The 16,453-nt window shown below is 72.2% G+C and carries 13 protein-coding genes; 10 read left to right on the top strand and 3 right to left on the bottom strand.

All coding sequences use genetic code 11. From position 1 onward, the window contains the following. Positions 1-36 precede the first annotated feature (36 nt). From OG210_RS05185 to OG210_RS05140, 10 genes are all read left to right on the top strand, one after another. The gene (locus OG210_RS05185; protein ID WP_328331990.1) at positions 37-1,632 is read left to right on the top strand and encodes a PucR family transcriptional regulator; all 1,596 of its coding nucleotides are present in this window, start codon (positions 37-39) and stop codon (positions 1,630-1,632) included. Positions 1,633-1,787: 155 nt separating this feature from the next. Further along, positions 1,788-3,233 (top strand): aldehyde dehydrogenase family protein, encoded by a 1,446-nt coding sequence (locus tag OG210_RS05180; RefSeq protein ID WP_328331991.1) that lies wholly within the window; start codon positions 1,788-1,790, stop codon positions 3,231-3,233. Between the two features lie 258 nt (positions 3,234-3,491). After that, entirely contained in the window at positions 3,492-5,429 is a 1,938-nt protein-coding gene (locus tag OG210_RS05175) for an acyl-CoA dehydrogenase family protein (protein WP_328331993.1), read from the top strand. Positions 5,430-5,532: 103 nt separating this feature from the next. Further along, complete coding sequence (gene aroA / locus OG210_RS05170) at positions 5,533-6,759, top strand: 3-phosphoshikimate 1-carboxyvinyltransferase (protein WP_328331995.1); 1,227 nt, start codon at positions 5,533-5,535, stop codon at positions 6,757-6,759. Between the two features lie 191 nt (positions 6,760-6,950). Then, complete coding sequence (dxr, locus tag OG210_RS05165; protein ID WP_328331997.1) at positions 6,951-8,210, top strand: 1-deoxy-D-xylulose-5-phosphate reductoisomerase; 1,260 nt, start codon at positions 6,951-6,953, stop codon at positions 8,208-8,210. After that, positions 8,207-9,511 (top strand): site-2 protease family protein, encoded by a 1,305-nt coding sequence (locus tag OG210_RS05160; protein WP_328331999.1) that lies wholly within the window; start codon positions 8,207-8,209, stop codon positions 9,509-9,511. Before dxr ends, OG210_RS05160 begins: the two co-directional genes overlap by 4 nt. Positions 9,512-9,692: 181 nt before the next feature. Continuing rightward, positions 9,693-10,847 (top strand): flavodoxin-dependent (E)-4-hydroxy-3-methylbut-2-enyl-diphosphate synthase, encoded by a 1,155-nt coding sequence (gene ispG, locus OG210_RS05155; RefSeq protein ID WP_328332001.1) that lies wholly within the window; start codon positions 9,693-9,695, stop codon positions 10,845-10,847. A gap of 288 nt (positions 10,848-11,135) precedes the next feature. After that, entirely contained in the window at positions 11,136-11,981 is an 846-nt protein-coding gene (locus OG210_RS05150) for a GNAT family N-acetyltransferase (protein WP_328332003.1), read from the top strand. Between the two features lie 30 nt (positions 11,982-12,011). Further along, positions 12,012-12,572, top strand: coding sequence for a GNAT family N-acetyltransferase (locus OG210_RS05145; protein WP_328332005.1), 561 nt, complete (start codon positions 12,012-12,014; stop codon positions 12,570-12,572). A gap of 101 nt (positions 12,573-12,673) precedes the next feature. Next, positions 12,674-14,368, top strand: a complete 1,695-nt coding sequence (locus tag OG210_RS05140) for a proline--tRNA ligase (protein WP_371535076.1) — start codon at positions 12,674-12,676, stop codon at positions 14,366-14,368. A 77-nt stretch (positions 14,369-14,445) separates the two neighbouring features. On the opposite strand, the gene OG210_RS05135 is transcribed toward OG210_RS05140, so the two are convergent. Genes OG210_RS05135 through OG210_RS05125 form a run of 3 tightly spaced genes read right to left on the bottom strand, consistent with a single transcriptional unit; the run spans position 14,446 to position 16,315 of the window. After that, the gene (locus tag OG210_RS05135; protein WP_328332009.1) at positions 14,446-15,348 is read right to left on the bottom strand and encodes an aminoglycoside phosphotransferase family protein; all 903 of its coding nucleotides are present in this window, start codon (positions 15,346-15,348) and stop codon (positions 14,446-14,448) included. Further along, a complete protein-coding gene (locus OG210_RS05130; RefSeq protein ID WP_371535074.1) occupies positions 15,345-15,797 on the bottom strand; it encodes a ferritin-like domain-containing protein in 453 nt (150 codons plus the stop codon). The genes OG210_RS05135 and OG210_RS05130 overlap by 4 nt, the downstream gene beginning before the upstream one ends. Continuing rightward, positions 15,797-16,315, bottom strand: coding sequence for a hypothetical protein (locus OG210_RS05125; RefSeq protein ID WP_371535072.1), 519 nt, complete (start codon positions 16,313-16,315; stop codon positions 15,797-15,799). Before OG210_RS05125 ends, OG210_RS05130 begins: the two co-directional genes overlap by 1 nt. Between the last annotated feature and the right edge of the window lie 138 nt (positions 16,316-16,453).

Here is a 16,453-nt window from a genome sequence, read left to right as displayed (position 1 = left end):
CACCCATTCTTCAGCCGAAGGTCCTACGGTCCCCCCATGCCGCCCACCCTTGCCTCGCTCGTCCACCACTCCACGCTCAAGCTCACCGTGCGTGCGGGGGAGGGCCGTCTCGAGACGCCGGTGCGCTGGGCCCACGTCAGCGAGCTGGCCGACCCCGTCCCGTACATGGAGGGCGGCGAGCTCCTCCTCATCACCGCGATGACGCTGGACACCGAGGACCAGGAGGCGATGCGGCGGTACGTACGGCGGCTCGCCAAGGCCGGGGTCGTCGGGCTCGGGTTCGCCGTCGGCGTCCACTACGAGGACATCCCGCCCGCGCTGGTCGCCGCCGCCGACGAGGAGGGCCTGCCGCTCCTGGAGGTCCCCCGGCGCACGCCCTTCCTGGCCATCAGCAAGGCGGTGTCCGCCGCCATCGCCGCCGACCAGTACCGCTCGGTCACCGCGGGCTTCGAGGCCCAGCGCGAGCTGACCCGGGCCGCGCTGAGCGGCGACGGCCCCGGCGACCTGCTGGCGCGGCTCGCGTCGCACATCGACGGCTGGGCCGCGCTGTACGACGCGGCAGGTACCGTCGTGTCCGTCGCCCCCGAGTGGGCCGCCCGCCGTGCCGCACGGCTCACATCGGACGTCGCCCGGCTCGGCGAGCGCCCGGCGCCCGCGAGCGCCGTCGTCGGCGGCTCCGACGACCGCGTCGAGCTCCAGTCCCTCGGCACCGGCCGCCGCCCGCACGGCGCGCTGGCCGTCGGCACGGGCGCCCCGCTGGGCACCGCCGAGCGGTACGCGGTGCACTCGGCCATCGCCCTGCTCACCCTGACCACCGAACGCTCCCGGTCCCTGCGGGCGGCCGAGGACCGGCTGGGCGCGGCCGTGCTGCGGATGCTGCTCGCCGGTGAACCCGACCACGCGCGCACGGTCGCCGGGGACCTCTACAACGGTCTGCTCGACGCCCCGTACCGGCTGCTCATCGCCGAGGGCACGCCCGGCGCGCTCCAGGAGCTGGCCGATTCGCTGGAGGCAGGGGCCTCCCGCGCGGGCGAGATGGTGCTGGTCGTGCCCGAGGGCGAGCGGCTCGTCGTGCTCGCCACCGACGGCGGGGCCGCGGTCACGGCCTGCACGGTCTACGCCCAGCGGATCGAGGCCGCCCAGGCCCAGACGGAGGCCCTGCTCCCCCCGGGCCCCGGGGGCGCCACGGGCGCCGCGGGCGAGGACGACCAGGTCGTCATCGGCCAGTCCGCGCCGGCCGGCACGATCGCCGCCGCCTCCGCGTACCGCCAGGCCGAACAGGCGCTCTCGGTCGCCCGCCGGCGCGGCCGGGTCCTGGTCGAACACGAGGAACTGGCCACCGGATCCGTGGTGCCGCTGCTCGCCGACGACGCGGTACGGGCCTTCGCCGACGGGATGCTGCGCCCGCTGCACGAACACGACGCGACAGGCCGCGGCGACCTGGTGGCGTCCCTGCGCGCCTGGCTCGCGCACCACGGCCAGTGGGACGCGGCCGCCGCGGACCTGGGGGTGCACCGGCACACGCTGCGGTACCGGATGCGGCGGGTCGAGGAGATTCTGGGGCGGTCCCTCGACGATCCGGACGTACGGATGGAGCTCTGGCTGGCGCTGAAGGCGACGAGCATGCCCTGAGGAGGGGGGACGGGGCGGTGCCCGGAGCGCGCCGCCCCGTCCCAGGCCATTCCGGCGCCCTGGAGGCCCGTACCACTCCACGCCGGACAAACACAGCGCCGCCCCTCCACCCCTACCGTGGGAGCACCAAACACACCACGGAAGGGCCGGAACACATGACCTCCACCCACGCCTTCTGGCTCGCCGGCCGCCAGGCCACCGGCGATGACACCTTCGATGTCACCTCCCCCTGGGACGGCCGGCTCGTCGGTACGGTCGCCGTCCCGACCGACGCCCAGGTCGAGGAGGCCGTCGCCGCCGCGCACGCCGTCCGGGACGAGTTCGCCGCGACGCCCGCCCACGTCCGCGCCGCCGCCCTGGACCACGTCTCCCGCCGCCTGGTCGAGCGCACGGAGGAGATCGCCCAGCTGATCACCGCCGAGAACGGCAAGCCCATCAAGTGGGCCCGCGGCGAAGTCGGCCGCGCCGTATCGGTGTTCCGGTTCGCCGCCGAGGAGGCCCGCCGCTACAACGGCGGCGAGGCGCAGCGCCTCGACACCGACGCGGGCGGCGCCGGCCGCCTCGCGCTGACGCGCCGCTTCCCGCGCGGCGCGGTCCTGGGCGTCGCGCCGTTCAACTTCCCGCTGAACCTCTGCGCCCACAAGATCGCCCCCGCCATCGCGGTCGGCGCGCCGATCATCCTCAAGCCCGCCCCGGCGACCCCGCTCTCGGGTCTCATCCTCGGCGAGCTGCTGGCCGAGACCGAGCTGCCCGCGGGCTCCTGGTCGGTCCTGCCGGTCGCCAACGAGAAGATGCCCGCCCTCGTCCAGGACGAGCGGCTCCCGGTCATCTCCTTCACCGGCTCCGACAAGGTCGGCTTCGCGATCATGGACTCGGTCCCGCGCAAGCACATCACCCTGGAGCTCGGCGGCAACGGCGCGGCCGTGGTCCTCGCCGACTACGCGTCCGAGAAGGACCTCGACTGGGCCGCCGCGCGCATCGCGACCTTCTCGAACTACCAGGGCGGCCAGTCCTGCATCTCGGTCCAGCGCGTGATCGCCGACGCCTCGGTGTACGACCGGCTCGTCCCGAAGATCGTCGACGCCGTGGCCCAGCAGGCCACCGGCGACCCCGCCGACGCGGCCACCGACGTCGGCCCGCTGGTCAGCGAGGACGCGGCCAGGCGGGTCGAGTCCTGGGTCGACGAGGCGGTGCAGGCGGGCGCCAAGCTGCTCGCGGGCGGCTCCCGGGACGGCGCCAGCTATGAGCCGACCGTGCTCGCCGACGTCCCCGCGGACACCACGGTCGCCTGCGAGGAGATCTTCGGCCCGGTCCTGACGCTCACCAGGGTCGAGGGCGAGGCGGAGGCGTTCGCCGCCGTCAACGACTCCAAGTACGGCCTGCAGGCGGGTGTGTTCACGCATGACGTGCAGACGGCGTTCCGCGCCCACAGCACCCTGGAGGTCGGCGGTGTGATCGTCGGTGACGTGCCCTCGTACCGCGCGGACCAGATGCCGTACGGCGGCGCCAAGCAGTCCGGCGTCGGCCGTGAGGGCGTGCGCTTCGCGATGGAGGACTACACCTACGAGCGGGTCATGGTCTTCACGGGCCTCGCCCTCTGACCGACGGAACCGACCGGGACCGGAACCGATCGGGACCGGCCGGCCCGGTCCCGGTCCCGGTCCGGTCCCGCCCGGTCCGATCCCGTCCGGTACGGCCTGACCCGATCGGACGCACTCGTCCCCGCCCGGCCGCCCCTCACGCACGCGAGGGGTGGCCGTGGCGCAGGTAATGGGGTACACACGGAGAGTAGCGACGACTGGCCCGCCCGGTTGCGGGCAGGTGTGTCCATCCGACATCCGCGGTGAGGAGTGCCCCTCATGACCGCACCACTCGACAAGCCCAGGGTCACCGAGCGCGAGGCGCGCCAGGTCGCCGAGGCCGCCCGTGAACAGGACTGGCGGAAACCGAGCTTCGCCAAGGAGCTGTTCCTCGGCCGCTTCCGGCTCGATCTGATCCATCCGCATCCCCTGCCCGACGCCGAGGACGCCCGGCGCGGCGAGGCCTTCCTCGCGAAGCTGCGCGCCTTCTGCGAGACCGGGATCGACGGCGCGCGGATCGAGCGCGAGGCCCGGATCCCCGACGAGACGGTCAACGGGCTCAAGGAGCTCGGCGCGCTCGGCATGAAGATCGACACCAGGTACGGCGGCCTCGGTCTCACCCAGGTGTACTACAACAGGGCGCTCTCGCTGGCCGGTTCGGCCAGCCCTGCCGTCGGCGCGCTGCTCTCGGCCCACCAGTCGATCGGGGTCCCGCAGCCGCTGAAGCAGTTCGGCACCCAGGAGCAGAAGGACACCTTCCTGCCCCGGCTGGCCCGCACCGACATCTCGGCCTTCCTGCTCACCGAGCCGGACGTCGGCTCCGACCCGGCCCGGCTGGCCACATCGGCGGTCCGGGACGGCGACTCGTACGTCCTCGACGGCGTGAAGCTCTGGACGACCAACGGCGTCGTCGCGGACCTGCTCGTCGTGATGGCGCGCGTGCCGAGGACCGAGGAGAGCAAGGGCGGCATCACCGCCTTCATCGTCGAGGCCGACTCGCCGGGCATCACCGTCGAGAACCGCAACGCCTTCATGGGGCTGCGCGGCCTGGAGAACGGCGTCACCCGCTTCCACCAGGTACGCGTCCCGGCGGCGAACCGGATCGGCCCCGAGGGCGCCGGTCTCAAGATCGCCCTCACCACCCTCAACACGGGCCGGCTCTCGCTGCCCGCGATGTGCGTCGGTGCGGGCAAGTGGTGTCTGAAAATCGCCCGTGAGTGGTCGTCCGAGCGGGAGCAGTGGGGCAGGCCGGTCGGCCGCCACGAAGCCGTGGGCGCCAAGATCTCCTTCATCGCCGCGACCACCTTCGCCCTCGAAGCGGTCGTGGACCTCTCGTCCCAGATGGCAGACGAGGACCGCAACGACATCCGGATCGAGGCGGCGCTCGCCAAGCTGTACGGGTCCGAGATGGGCTGGCTGATCGCCGACGAGCTCGTCCAGATCCGCGGCGGCCGCGGCTTCGAGACGGCCGACTCCCTCGCGGCCCGCGGTGAACGGCCGGTGCCCGCCGAGCAGATGCTCAGGGACATGCGCATCAACCGGATCTTCGAGGGCTCGACGGAGATCATGCACCTGCTGATCGCCCGGGAGGCCGTCGACGCCCATCTCTCCGTCGCGGGCGGTCTGATCGACCCCGACACCACCCTGACGGACAAGGCGAAGGCGGGGGCGCAGGCCACCGCGTTCTACGCCCGCTGGCTGCCGAAGCTCGTCGCGGGCCCCGGACAACTGCCGGGCAGCTACGCGGCGTTCCATCCGTACGGGCACCCCGACCTCTCCGCCCAGCTGCGTTACGTCGAGCGCTCGGCCCGCAAGCTGGCCCGCTCGACCTTCTACGCCATGTCGCGCTGGCAGGGAAAGATGGAGACGAAGCAGGGCTTCCTGGGCCGCATCGTCGACATCGGTGCCGAGCTCTTCGCGATGAGCGCGGCGTGCGTACGGGCCGAACTGCTGCGCTCGTCGGACGACCACGGCCGGGAGGCGTACCAACTGGCCGACGCCTTCTGCCAGCAGGCCCGTATCCGCGTCGACGAGCTCTTCGGCCGGCTCTGGGCGAACACCGACGAACTGGACCGCAAGGTCGTGTCCGGTGTCCTCTCCGGGACGTACGAGTGGCTGGAACAGGGCATCGTCGACCCCTCGGGCGAAGGGCCCTGGATCGCCGACGCTGCCCCGGGACCCTCCGCCGCCGCCGACGTCCACCGCCGTATCCGCTGATCCGGACGGCACACCGCGCCATTGAGCGGCGCTCGGGGCGGTTCACGGCCGGATCGTGGACCGCCCCCACCCCGGTCACGGGCGCACGGCAGAATGTCCGCCCGTGACCGTGACCCAGATCCCCGGCTCCAAGTCCGTGACCGCCCGCGCCCTGTTCCTGGCCGCCGCGGCCGACGGCACCACCACGCTCCGGCGCCCCCTCGTCTCCGACGACACCGAGGGGTTCGCCGAGGGCCTGACCAAGCTCGGATACGCGGTGGAGCGCGGTCCGGACTGGCGTATCGAGGGCCGCCCGGCCGGACCCGGCGCCGCCGATGCGGACGTCTACTGCCGGGACGGCGCCACCACGGCCCGCTTCCTGCCCGCCCTCGCCGCCGCCGGCCGGGGCACGTACCGCTTCGACGCCTCGGAACAGATGCGCCGCCGCCCGCTGGCCCCGCTCACCCGCGCACTCCAGGAGCTGGGCGTAGACCTCCGCCACGAGGGAGCGGAGGGCCACCACCCGCTGCGGATCGCGGCCGACGGCATCGAGGGCGGCGAGCTGACCCTGGACGCGGGCCAGTCGTCGCAGTACCTCACCGCGCTGCTGATGCTCGGCCCCCTCACCCGGACGGGGCTGCGCATCACCGTCACGGACCTCGTCTCCGCCCCCTACATCGACATCACGCTCGCGATGATGCGCGACTTCGGCGTCACGGTGGCCCGCGAGGGAAACGTGTTCACGGTGCCGCCCGGCGGCTACCGGGCCACCGAGTACGCCGTCGAGCCCGACGCCTCCACGGCCGGCTACTTCTTCGCCGCGGCCGCCGTCACCGGACACACGGTGACCGTGCCGGGGCTCGGTGCGGGCGCGCTCCAGGGCGACCTGCGCTTCGTCGAGGTGCTCAGCCGGATGGGCGCCGACGTCCGTACGACCGCGAGCGGCACCACGGTCACCGGGCCCGGCACGCTCGGCGGGCTCACCGTGAACATGCGAGACATCTCCGACACCATGCCGACCCTGGCCGCCCTCGCCCCCTACGCGTCGGGGCCGGTCCGGATCGAGGACGTCGGCAACACCCGGGTGAAGGAGTGCGACCGTCTTGAGGCGTGCGCGGAGAACCTCCGCGCGCTCGGCATCGACACCGCCACCGGACCCGACTGGATCGAGATCCGGCCAGGCACGCCGCGCCCCGCCCGGATCCGCTCGCACGGCGACCACCGCATCGTGATGTCCTTCGCGGTCACCGGCCTGCGCACGCCCGGCATCACCTTCGACGACCCCGGCTGTGTACGGAAGACCTTCCCCGGCTTCCACGAGGCGTTCGCGGAGCTGCGGCGCTCCTGGTGAACCCGGCGCGCCCCCGCCGACAGCTCCTGCCAGGCCCCGGCCGACAGCCCTGATCTGCGACAGCTCCGGTCAACAGCGAGGGGCGGCGACCCGCACGAGCGGCCCGGCGGCCTCCGCGCCGGGCCGGCCGGACACCCCGCACACACCCGAACCGGGGCTCACTGTCCTGACGCCCGCCTTATGCGGCAACAATGGGGGGCATGAGCGACAGCCCTGCCACCCTCGCCGACCCGCACATCGTCTTCGACCCCGTCGAGGGACGCCGGGACATCGTCGTCCTCGGCTCGACCGGGTCCATCGGCACCCAGGCCATCGACCTGGTGCTGCGCAACCCCGACCGCTTCCGGGTGACGGCGCTCTCCGCCGCCGGGGGGCGGGTCGCCCTGCTCGCCGAGCAGGCGCGCCGGCTCGGTGTCCGTACCGTCGCTGTCGCCCGTGAGGACGCCGTGCCCGCGCTGCGTGAGGCGCTGGGCGCGGAGTACGGCACAGAGCCGCCCCCGGAGATCCTGGCGGGGCCCGAGGCCGCGAGCGAACTCGCCGCGTCCGACTGCCACACCGTGCTCAACGGCATCACCGGCTCGATCGGCCTCGCGCCCACCCTCGCCGCCCTGGCCGCCGGCCGCACGCTCGCCCTCGCCAACAAGGAGTCGCTGATCGTCGGCGGCCCGCTGGTGAAGGCGCTGGCGAAGCCCGGCCAGATCATCCCGGTCGACTCCGAACACGCAGCGCTCTTCCAGGCGCTGGCTTCCGGGAAGCGCGCCGATGTGCGCAAGCTGATCGTCACCGCGTCCGGCGGGCCCTTCCGGGGCCGGACCAGGGCCGAGCTGGCGGACGTCACACCCGACGCGGCGCTGGCCCACCCGACCTGGGCGATGGGGCCCGTCATCACGGTGAACTCGGCGACCCTGGTCAACAAGGGCCTTGAGGTCATCGAGGCGCATCTGCTGTACGACGTCCCGTTCGACCGCATCGAGGTCGTCGTGCACCCCCAGTCGTACGTCCACTCCATGGTCGAGTTCACCGACGGCTCGACGCTCGCCCAGGCCACCCCGCCCGACATGAGCGGCCCGATCGCCGTCGGAATCGGCTGGCCGCAGCGGATCCCGGACGCCGCTCCCGCCTTCGACTGGACGAAGGCGTCCAGCTGGGAGTTCTTCCCGCTGGACACCGAGGCCTTCCCGTCCGTCGGACTGGCCCGGCACGTCGGAGCCCTGGGCGGCACGGCCCCCGCGGTCTTCAACGCGGCGAACGAGGAGTGCGTCGACGCCTTCCTGAACGGAAAGCTGCCCTTCAACGGGATTATGGATACGGTCACCGCAGTCGTGGCCGAGCATGGCGAGCCCCGTACGGGAACTTCTCTGACGGTCGCGGACGTCCTGCAAGCGGAGACCTGGGCACGCGCCCGGGCCGGTGAACTCGCCCAGAAGGCCACAGCGGAGGCTCGCGCATGACCACGATCGTGTTGACGGTCATCGGGATCGTCATCTTTGTCTTCGGGCTGCTCTTCTCCATCGCCTGGCACGAGCTGGGCCACCTCTCGACGGCGAAGCTCTTCGGCATCCGCGTCCCCCAGTACATGGTCGGCTTCGGCCCGACCATCTGGTCGCGCAAGAAGGGCGACACCGAGTACGGGTTCAAGGCGATTCCGGCCGGCGGCTACATCCGCATGATCGGCATGTTCCCGCCCGGACCGGACGGCAGGATCGAGTCCCGGTCCACCTCCCCCTGGCGCTCCATGGTCGAGGACGCGCGGTCCGCGGCCTTCGAGGAGCTGGAGGAGGGCGACGAGGAGCGGCTGTTCTACACCCGCAAGCCGTGGAAGCGCGTGATCGTGATGTTCGCGGGCCCCTTCATGAATCTGATCCTCGCGGTCGTGATCTTCATGGGGGTCGCGATGTCCTTCGGCTTCGAGACCCAGACCACGCAGGTGGCCGGGGTGCAGAAGTGCGTCATCTCGCAGAGCGAGAAGCGCCAGACCTGTGAGAAGGGCGACCCGGTCTCGCCCGCCAGGGCGGCGGGCCTGAAGGAGGGCGACAAGATCGTCGCCTTCGACGGTGCGAAGGTCTCCACCTGGGCCCAGCTGTCGGACCACATCCGCAACACCATCGGCCCGGCCACCATCACCGTCGTACGTGACGGCAAGCAGCAGACCCTGCACGCCAAGCTCGCCAAGAACATGGTGGCCCGCAAGGACTCCAACGGGGACGTCGTCCCCGACAAGTACGTCCCGGCCGGCTACCTCGGCTTCGCCGCGCAGACCGAGATCAAGCCGCTGTCCTTCGGGGCGTCGGTGGGCCGGATGGGCGACATGGTGGGCAACGGCGTCGACTCGATCGTCGCGCTGCCGTCCAAGATCCCGGACCTCTGGAACGCGGCCTTCGACGGCGGCCAGCGCAAGGCCGACTCGCCGGTCGGCGTGGTCGGCGCGGCCCGGATCGGCGGCGAGGTCATGACGCTGCACGTGCCCGCGCAGAACCAGCTGGCGATGATGCTCTTCCTGCTGGCCGGCTTCAACCTCTCGCTCTTCCTCTTCAACATGCTGCCGTTGCTGCCGCTGGACGGCGGACACATCGCGGGAGCCTTGTGGGAGGCGCTGCGGCGCAATCTGGCCAAGGTCTTCAGGCGGCCCGACCCGGGCCCGTTCGATGTCGCGAAGCTGATGCCCGTCGCGTACGTCGTCGCCGGGGTCTTCGTCTGCTTCACCCTGCTCGTGCTGGTGGCCGACATCGTCAACCCCGTCAAAATCACCTGAGAACAGCCGGAAAACAGCGGCCGCACACCCCGGGTGTGCGGCCGCTCACTTCTGGGTGGTTGAAGCGCGGATGTTCGTGCGCCGCCCCGGGTGACGTAATCTCGGTGGCCGAAGCCCGTTGATTCCGGGACCTCGAACTGATTCCGGGACCTCGATCCACACCCTTGGGGATGCACTGCGCATGACTGCGATTTCTCTCGGAATGCCGGACGTTCCGATCAAGCTCGCCGACCGGAGGATCAGCCGCAAGATTCAGGTCGGCACGGTGGCCGTCGGCGGAGACGCACCCGTCTCCGTGCAGTCGATGACCACGACGCGGACCTCGGACATCGGTGCGACCCTCCAGCAGATCGCCGAGCTGACGGCCTCCGGCTGCCAGATCGTGCGGGTGGCGTGCCCGACGCAGGACGACGCGGACGCGCTGGCGACCATCGCGAAGAAGTCGCAGATCCCGGTCATCGCCGATATCCACTTCCAGCCGAAGTACGTCTTCGCGGCGATCGACGCCGGGTGCGCCGCGGTGCGGGTGAACCCGGGCAACATCAAGCAGTTCGACGACAAGGTGAAGGAGATCGCGCTCGCGGCCTCCGCCGCCGGGACGCCGATCCGGATCGGCGTGAACGCGGGCTCGCTGGACGCGCGGCTGCTCAAGAAGTACGGCAAGGCGACGCCCGAGGCGCTGGTCGAGTCGGCGCTGTGGGAGGCCTCGCTCTTCGAGGAGCACGGCTTCCGCGACATCAAGATCTCGGTGAAGCACAACGACCCGGTGGTCATGGTCAACGCCTACCGGCAGCTGGCCGCGCAGTCCGACTACCCGCTGCACCTCGGTGTGACCGAGGCGGGCCCCGCCTTCCAGGGCACCATCAAGTCCGCCGTGGCCTTCGGCGCGCTGCTCAGTGAGGGCATCGGCGACACCATCCGGGTCTCGCTCTCGGCGCCGCCCGCCGAGGAGGTCAAGGTCGGCATCCAGATCCTGGAGTCGCTCAACCTCAGGCAGCGCCGCCTGGAGATCGTCTCCTGCCCCTCCTGCGGCCGGGCCCAGGTCGACGTGTACAAGCTGGCCGACCAGGTGTCCGCCGGACTCGAGGGCATGGAGGTCCCGCTGCGCGTCGCCGTGATGGGCTGCGTCGTCAACGGTCCCGGCGAGGCGCGCGAAGCCGATCTGGGTGTGGCGTCCGGCAACGGCAAGGGCCAGATCTTCGTGAAGGGCGAGGTCATCAAGACCGTCCCGGAGTCGAAGATCGTCGAGACCCTCATCGAGGAGGCCCTGAAGATCGCCGAGCAGATGGAGCGCGACGGCATCGCCTCCGGCGAGCCCGCGGTCTCCGTCAGCTGAACGCTCGGTGAGCTGAACGCTCGGTGAGCTGAACCACCACATCCGCCGAACCGCTCCGGCGGCGCGCGGGACAGGACCCTCCGCAGGCAGGGCCTCTCCCGCGCGAGCGGTGCTGCGATCCATCTCCGGGTACAGTTCGGAGACCAGCAGACCGTGTGACTCTGCCCCGACGGGCTTCTCGCGGTGACGCGACGGTCAAGCCGTGACCGACGCCGGACAGACGCGCTGCAACGCTACAAGAAGCGCGATGCCGTGACATTGCCCCGAAGGAGCGTTGGAGCGACCGTTGTGTTGACGCAGACCACCACCCGGGTCCTCGAACCCGGCGAACTCGACGCGGCGCTCGAGATCCTGCACAGCGATCCCGTCGTCAACGCCTTCGTGACGTCCCGCGTCCAGGTCGCCGGACTCGACCCGTGGCGGCTCGGCGGCGAGATGTGGGGCTGGTACACCGGCGGTCGGCTGCGCTCGCTGTGCTACTCCGGCGCCAACCTCGTCCCGATCTGCGCCGGCCCCGACGCCGTACGCGCCTTCGCTGAACGCGCCCGCCGGGCCGGCCGCCGCTGCTCCTCGATCGTGGGCCCCGCCGAGTCCACCGCGCTGCTGTGGCGGCTGCTCGAACCCAGCTGGGGCCCCGCCCGCGACGTCCGCGCCCACCAGCCGATGATGGTCACCGAGCAGCCGTCGGCCGACATCGCGCCGGACCCGCTCGTCCGCCGCATCCGCAAGGACGAGCTGGAAGTGGTCATGCCCGCCTGCATTGCCATGTTCACCGAGGAGGTCGGGGTCTCCCCGATGGCGGGGGACGGCGGACTCCTCTACCAGGCACGCGTCGCCGAACTGGTCGGCTCCGGCCGCTCCTTCGCCCGGATCGAGGACGGCCAGGTCGTCTTCAAGGCCGAGATCGGCGCCGCCACCTCACTGGCCTGCCAGATCCAGGGCGTCTGGGTCGCCCCCGAGTTCCGCGGCCGCGGCCTCTCCGAGACGGGCATGGCCGCAGTCCTGCGCTACGCGCTCGCCGATGTGGCCCCCGTGGTCAGCCTGTACGTCAACGACTTCAACTCCGCGGCGCGCGCCTCCTACCGCCGGGTCGGCTTCCGTGAGGTCGGAGCCTTCATGAGCGTCCTGTTCTGACACCGGAGTTCTGCGGTTAGGGTGCCGACCATGGATGACGCAGTGGTCGGTCCGGTCGATCTCGCCGGACGAGTGGACGAAGCGCTGGCCGTGCAGGCCCTCGCGTTCGGCCTCAGCGAGGCGGAGGTCGCCGTACGCCGCCACATCGTGCTGCGCCATCTGCAGAACCCCGGCGCCCGCGCCCTCGGCGCGACGGCGCCCGACGGCCGCCTCGTCGGCTTCGTGTACGGGATGCCCAACAGCCGCGCCCACTGGTGGTCCACGGTGGTCGAGCCGTATCTGCGCTCCGCCGGCACCGACTTCTGGCTCGACGACTCCTTCGTGATCACCGAGCTGCACGTCCACCCCGGCTTCCAGGGCCGCGGCACCGGCCGCGCGCTCATCACCGCGATCACCGACAGCGCCGCCGAACCGCGCTCGATCCTCTCGGCCATCGACCGGGAGTCCCCGGCCCGCGGGCTCTACCGCTCCCTGGGGTACACGGACCTCGCACGGCAGGTCCACTTCCCCAGCGCGGGAATGCCGTACGCGGTGATGGGCGCCCCGCTCCCGCTGCTCCGCCCGGACGCCCATAGTGCAAGGACCCCTTAACCGATTTCCGCCCGCCCGCCGGGCACGGTTAACCTCCTGACATCACTTACGGGGGTCCGGGGGGCGTCCCCCGGAAAACACAGCCAAGCAGGAGAGTCACCATGGCCCAGGTCCAGCGCATGTCCCGGTTGATGGTCAAGACCTTGCGCGACGACCCGGCGGACGCGGAGACGCTCAGCCACAAGCTCCTGGTCCGCGCCGGTTACGTACGCCGCAACGCGGCCGGGATCTGGACCTGGCTGCCGCTGGGCAAGAAGGTCCTGGACAACGTCTCCCGCGTGGTGCGCGAGGAGATGGACGGCATCGGCGCGCAGGAAGTCCTGCTTCCCGCGCTGCTGCCCAAGGAGCCCTACGAGGCGTCCGGCCGCTGGGAGGAGTACGGCGACCTGCTCTTCCGCCTCAAGGACCGCAAGGGCGCCGACTACCTCCTCGGCCCGACGCACGAGGAGATCTTCACTCAGACCGTCAAGGACCAGTGCACGTCCTACAAGGACCTGCCGGTGATGCTGTACCAGATCCAGACGAAGTACCGGGACGAGGCGCGTCCGCGCTCCGGAGTGCTGCGCGGCCGTGAGTTCCAGATGAAGGACTCGTACTCCTTCGACACCACGGACGAGGGCCTGGCCGAGTCCTACCGGCTGCACCGCGAGGCGTACATCAGGATCTTCGAGCGCCTCGGCCTCGACCACCGGATCGTCTCCGCCGTCTCCGGCGCCATGGGCGGCTCGGCCTCCGAGGAGTTCCTGGCCCCCGCCGCCGCAGGCGAGGACACCTTCGTGGACTGCCCGCAGTGCGACTACGCGGCCAACACCGAGGCGGTCACCTTCACCGCCCCCGCGGTGGACACCGCTGAGCACGGCGCCGTCGAGGAGCTGGACACCCCCGACACCCCGACGATCGAGACGCTGGCCGCGCACCTCGGCGTGCCCGCGTCCGCGACCCTCAAGAACCTGCTGGTGAAGGTCGACGGCGAGATCGTCGCCGTCGGCGTGCCCGGCCACCGCGAGGTGGACCTCGGCAAGCTGGGCGAGCACCTGGCCCCCGCCGTGGTCGAGCTGGTCACCGCCGAGGACTTCGAGGACCGCCCCGACCTGGTACGCGGCTATGTCGGCCCGCAGGGTCTCGAGAAGGTCCGCTTCATCGCCGATCCGCGGATCGCGGCCGGTACGGCCTGGATCACCGGCGCCAACAAGCCCGGCAAGCACGCACGCAACGTGGTCGCCGGACGCGACTTCGAGGTGGACGACTACCTCGACGTGGTGGTCGTCGAGCCCGGCGACCCCTGCCCGTCCTGCGGCGCCGGCCTCAAGCTGGACCGCGCGATCGAGATCGGCCACATCTTCCAGCTGGGCCGCAAGTACGCGGACACCTTCCAGCTCGACGTGCTGGGCCAGCAGGGCAAGCCGGTCCGGGTCACCATGGGCTCGTACGGCATCGGCGTCTCCCGTGCCGTGGCGGCGCTCGCGGAGCAGTCCGCCGACGACAAGGGGCTGTGCTGGAGCAAGGAGGTCGCACCGGCCGACGTGCACGTCGTCGCCGCGGGCAAGGCGCTCCAGACCGAACTGGCCCTGGACGTCGCCGAGAAGCTGGGCGCGGCCGGTGTGCGGGTGCTCGTCGACGACCGCGCCGGGGTCTCTCCCGGGGTGAAGTTCACCGACTCCGAGCTGATCGGCGTCCCGCAGATCCTGGTCGCGGGCCGTCGGGCGGCGGACGGCGTCCTCGAACTCAAGGACCGGCGCACGGGCGAGCGCGAGGAGCTCACCGTCGCCGAGGCGATCGAGCGGCTGGCCGGCTGAGCCAGGAGTGACGCGTACGGGCAGGGGGCGGGCCGGGTGAGAGGCCCGGCCCGCCCCCTGCCCGACAGCCGGCCCGCTCAGAGCCAGCCGGCGAACTCCAGCAGCAGCTCCCCGTCCTGCCGCCGTCCCGCCGCGACCGCCCGTACCCCCGACTCCACCGCCCGGAACAGGGTCCAGCCGTGCAGCCGCGCGTGCTCGACCTCCAGTGAGTCCGCCAGCCGGTTCACCCGGCGCCGCACCGTGGAGGGGCCGACAGCGGCGGCGACCAGGTCGTCGACCCGGTCGCGCACCAGCCGGGCCAGGTCGTACGCCCGCTCGCCGACCACCGGGTCGGGACCCACCGCGAGCCACGGGGTGCGCTCGCCCGCGAGCACCTTGCTCTGGCGGAAGTTGCCGTGCAGCAGCACGTCCTCCGAAGCCGACGCGAGCAGTTCGTCGCGTGCCGAGAGCGCCGCGTCGACCAGGGGAACGACCAGCGGCTCGGCCGTCGCCCGCATCGCCGCGGCCTGCCGGGCGGTCCGCTCGGCCACCGTCTCGAAACCGTGCGCGTCCGGCGGCGCCACCCAGAGCTTGCGCACCGTGCCCGCGGCCTCCAGGAGAGCCTTGGCCTCGGGGAGCGAGTGCAGCGAGACCTCGGGGTGCAGACGCTCCAGGAGCAGAGCGTTGTCGCCCGGGGAATCGTCGTCGAGCAGCTGCGCTGCGCCCCAGCCGTTCCAGTGCGCCAGCGCGGCCCGCTCCAGATCGGGCCGGGCGAAGGGCGGAGCCAGCTTCAGCACCGCATGGGTCCCGTCGGCGCGGCGCACCAGCACGATCAGGGCGCTCCGGCCCCCCGGGGCCTGCACCCGCTCGGCGGTCAACTCCCGTACGCCGAGGGCCCCTTGCATATCAGTCTGAATCCGGCTGAGCCAGTCGGCTGCGGCGGCGTCCCCGTACGTCTCGCCGAGCGCCCGGACAAGCCGCTGCGGCGGTTCGAAAGTCATGCGTGCGTGGTTCCCTTTCCAGCAGCCTCTGCGGCCCGCTCGGCGAGCCCCGGAAAGGCTACGCTGCCGTCGCCGCGCCACCGCGCAGCCCGGACGGCGGCCTCCCGCAGGGCCAGCGCCGCCTCGTGCCGCAGCGGTCCTGTGGCGGCCCGCACCAGGTCGGAGTAGACATCGGCCACCCGGTCCTCCAGAACCGCGGCGAGCCGCACCGCGTCGCCCTGCCCCGCCACCTCGAAGGGCAGCGCGTAGGCGGCCGACGCCGCGACCGGCTTCCCGCCCAGGTCCTGCACGGTCCTGACCAGCGCGTCACGCCGGGCGCGGTGCGCGTCGTACGCCTGGCGCGCCTCGGTTCTGCGCGCCGGAGCGATCCGGCCGCCGACGACTCCGTACCCGTACACGGCCGCGTGCTCGGCGGCCAGTGCGGCCTGCGCCGCCTCGCGTGCGCTCATCAGTGGTCCCCCTGGGTCAGCAGATACGCGTGGACGGCGGAAGCGGCCGCGACCGATGCCAGCAGCCGCGCCAGCTCCGGCGGGGCGTCGGCGAGCGCGGCGGTGTGTGCGTCGGTGGCCCGCCGCTCGGCCGCCGCGAGGGCCTTCAGGGCGGCCGACCGGTCCGCCGGCACCGCGGGCGGCGCCGGCGCGGGCGACGCCTGGTGCGGGGAGCCGGGTGCCGGGGCTCCGGCGGGCGGTGCCAGCGCCTTGACGTGCAGCGCCACGGCGTCCCTCAGCGGGCCCGCCAGCTTCTCCGTGGCCTCGTCCCGGTGCTGGGCGAGCACCGCGTCGTACAGGGCGAGCAGGGCGCCGCTGGTCCGCGCCGAGCGCTGCCTGAGCACCGTCCCCGTGCCGGGGGCGGCCGCGCCGTGTGTACGGTGGGCGGCGGACCGCTCCGAACAGCCGGTCAGGAACGCGGCACCGGCAGCCGCCGTCGCGCCCAGCACACTCCTGCGTGTGGTCCCCGTGCCCAGCACGTGTGTCTCCCTCGGCCCGAAGTGATCACCGCAGGCGAGCGTACCTGCGGGTCAACACAGCGAGGACGGCAACACCCCTGGCGACCGGATACCCTTTGATCTGACACGCGACGATCAGACACGCGGCGATCGAGAAAC

It is taken from the genome of Streptomyces sp. NBC_00466 (genome assembly GCF_041433995.1).
Classification (GTDB): domain Bacteria; phylum Actinomycetota; class Actinomycetes; order Streptomycetales; family Streptomycetaceae; genus Streptomyces.
This window is presented reverse-complemented; position numbering and strand designations above follow the sequence as displayed.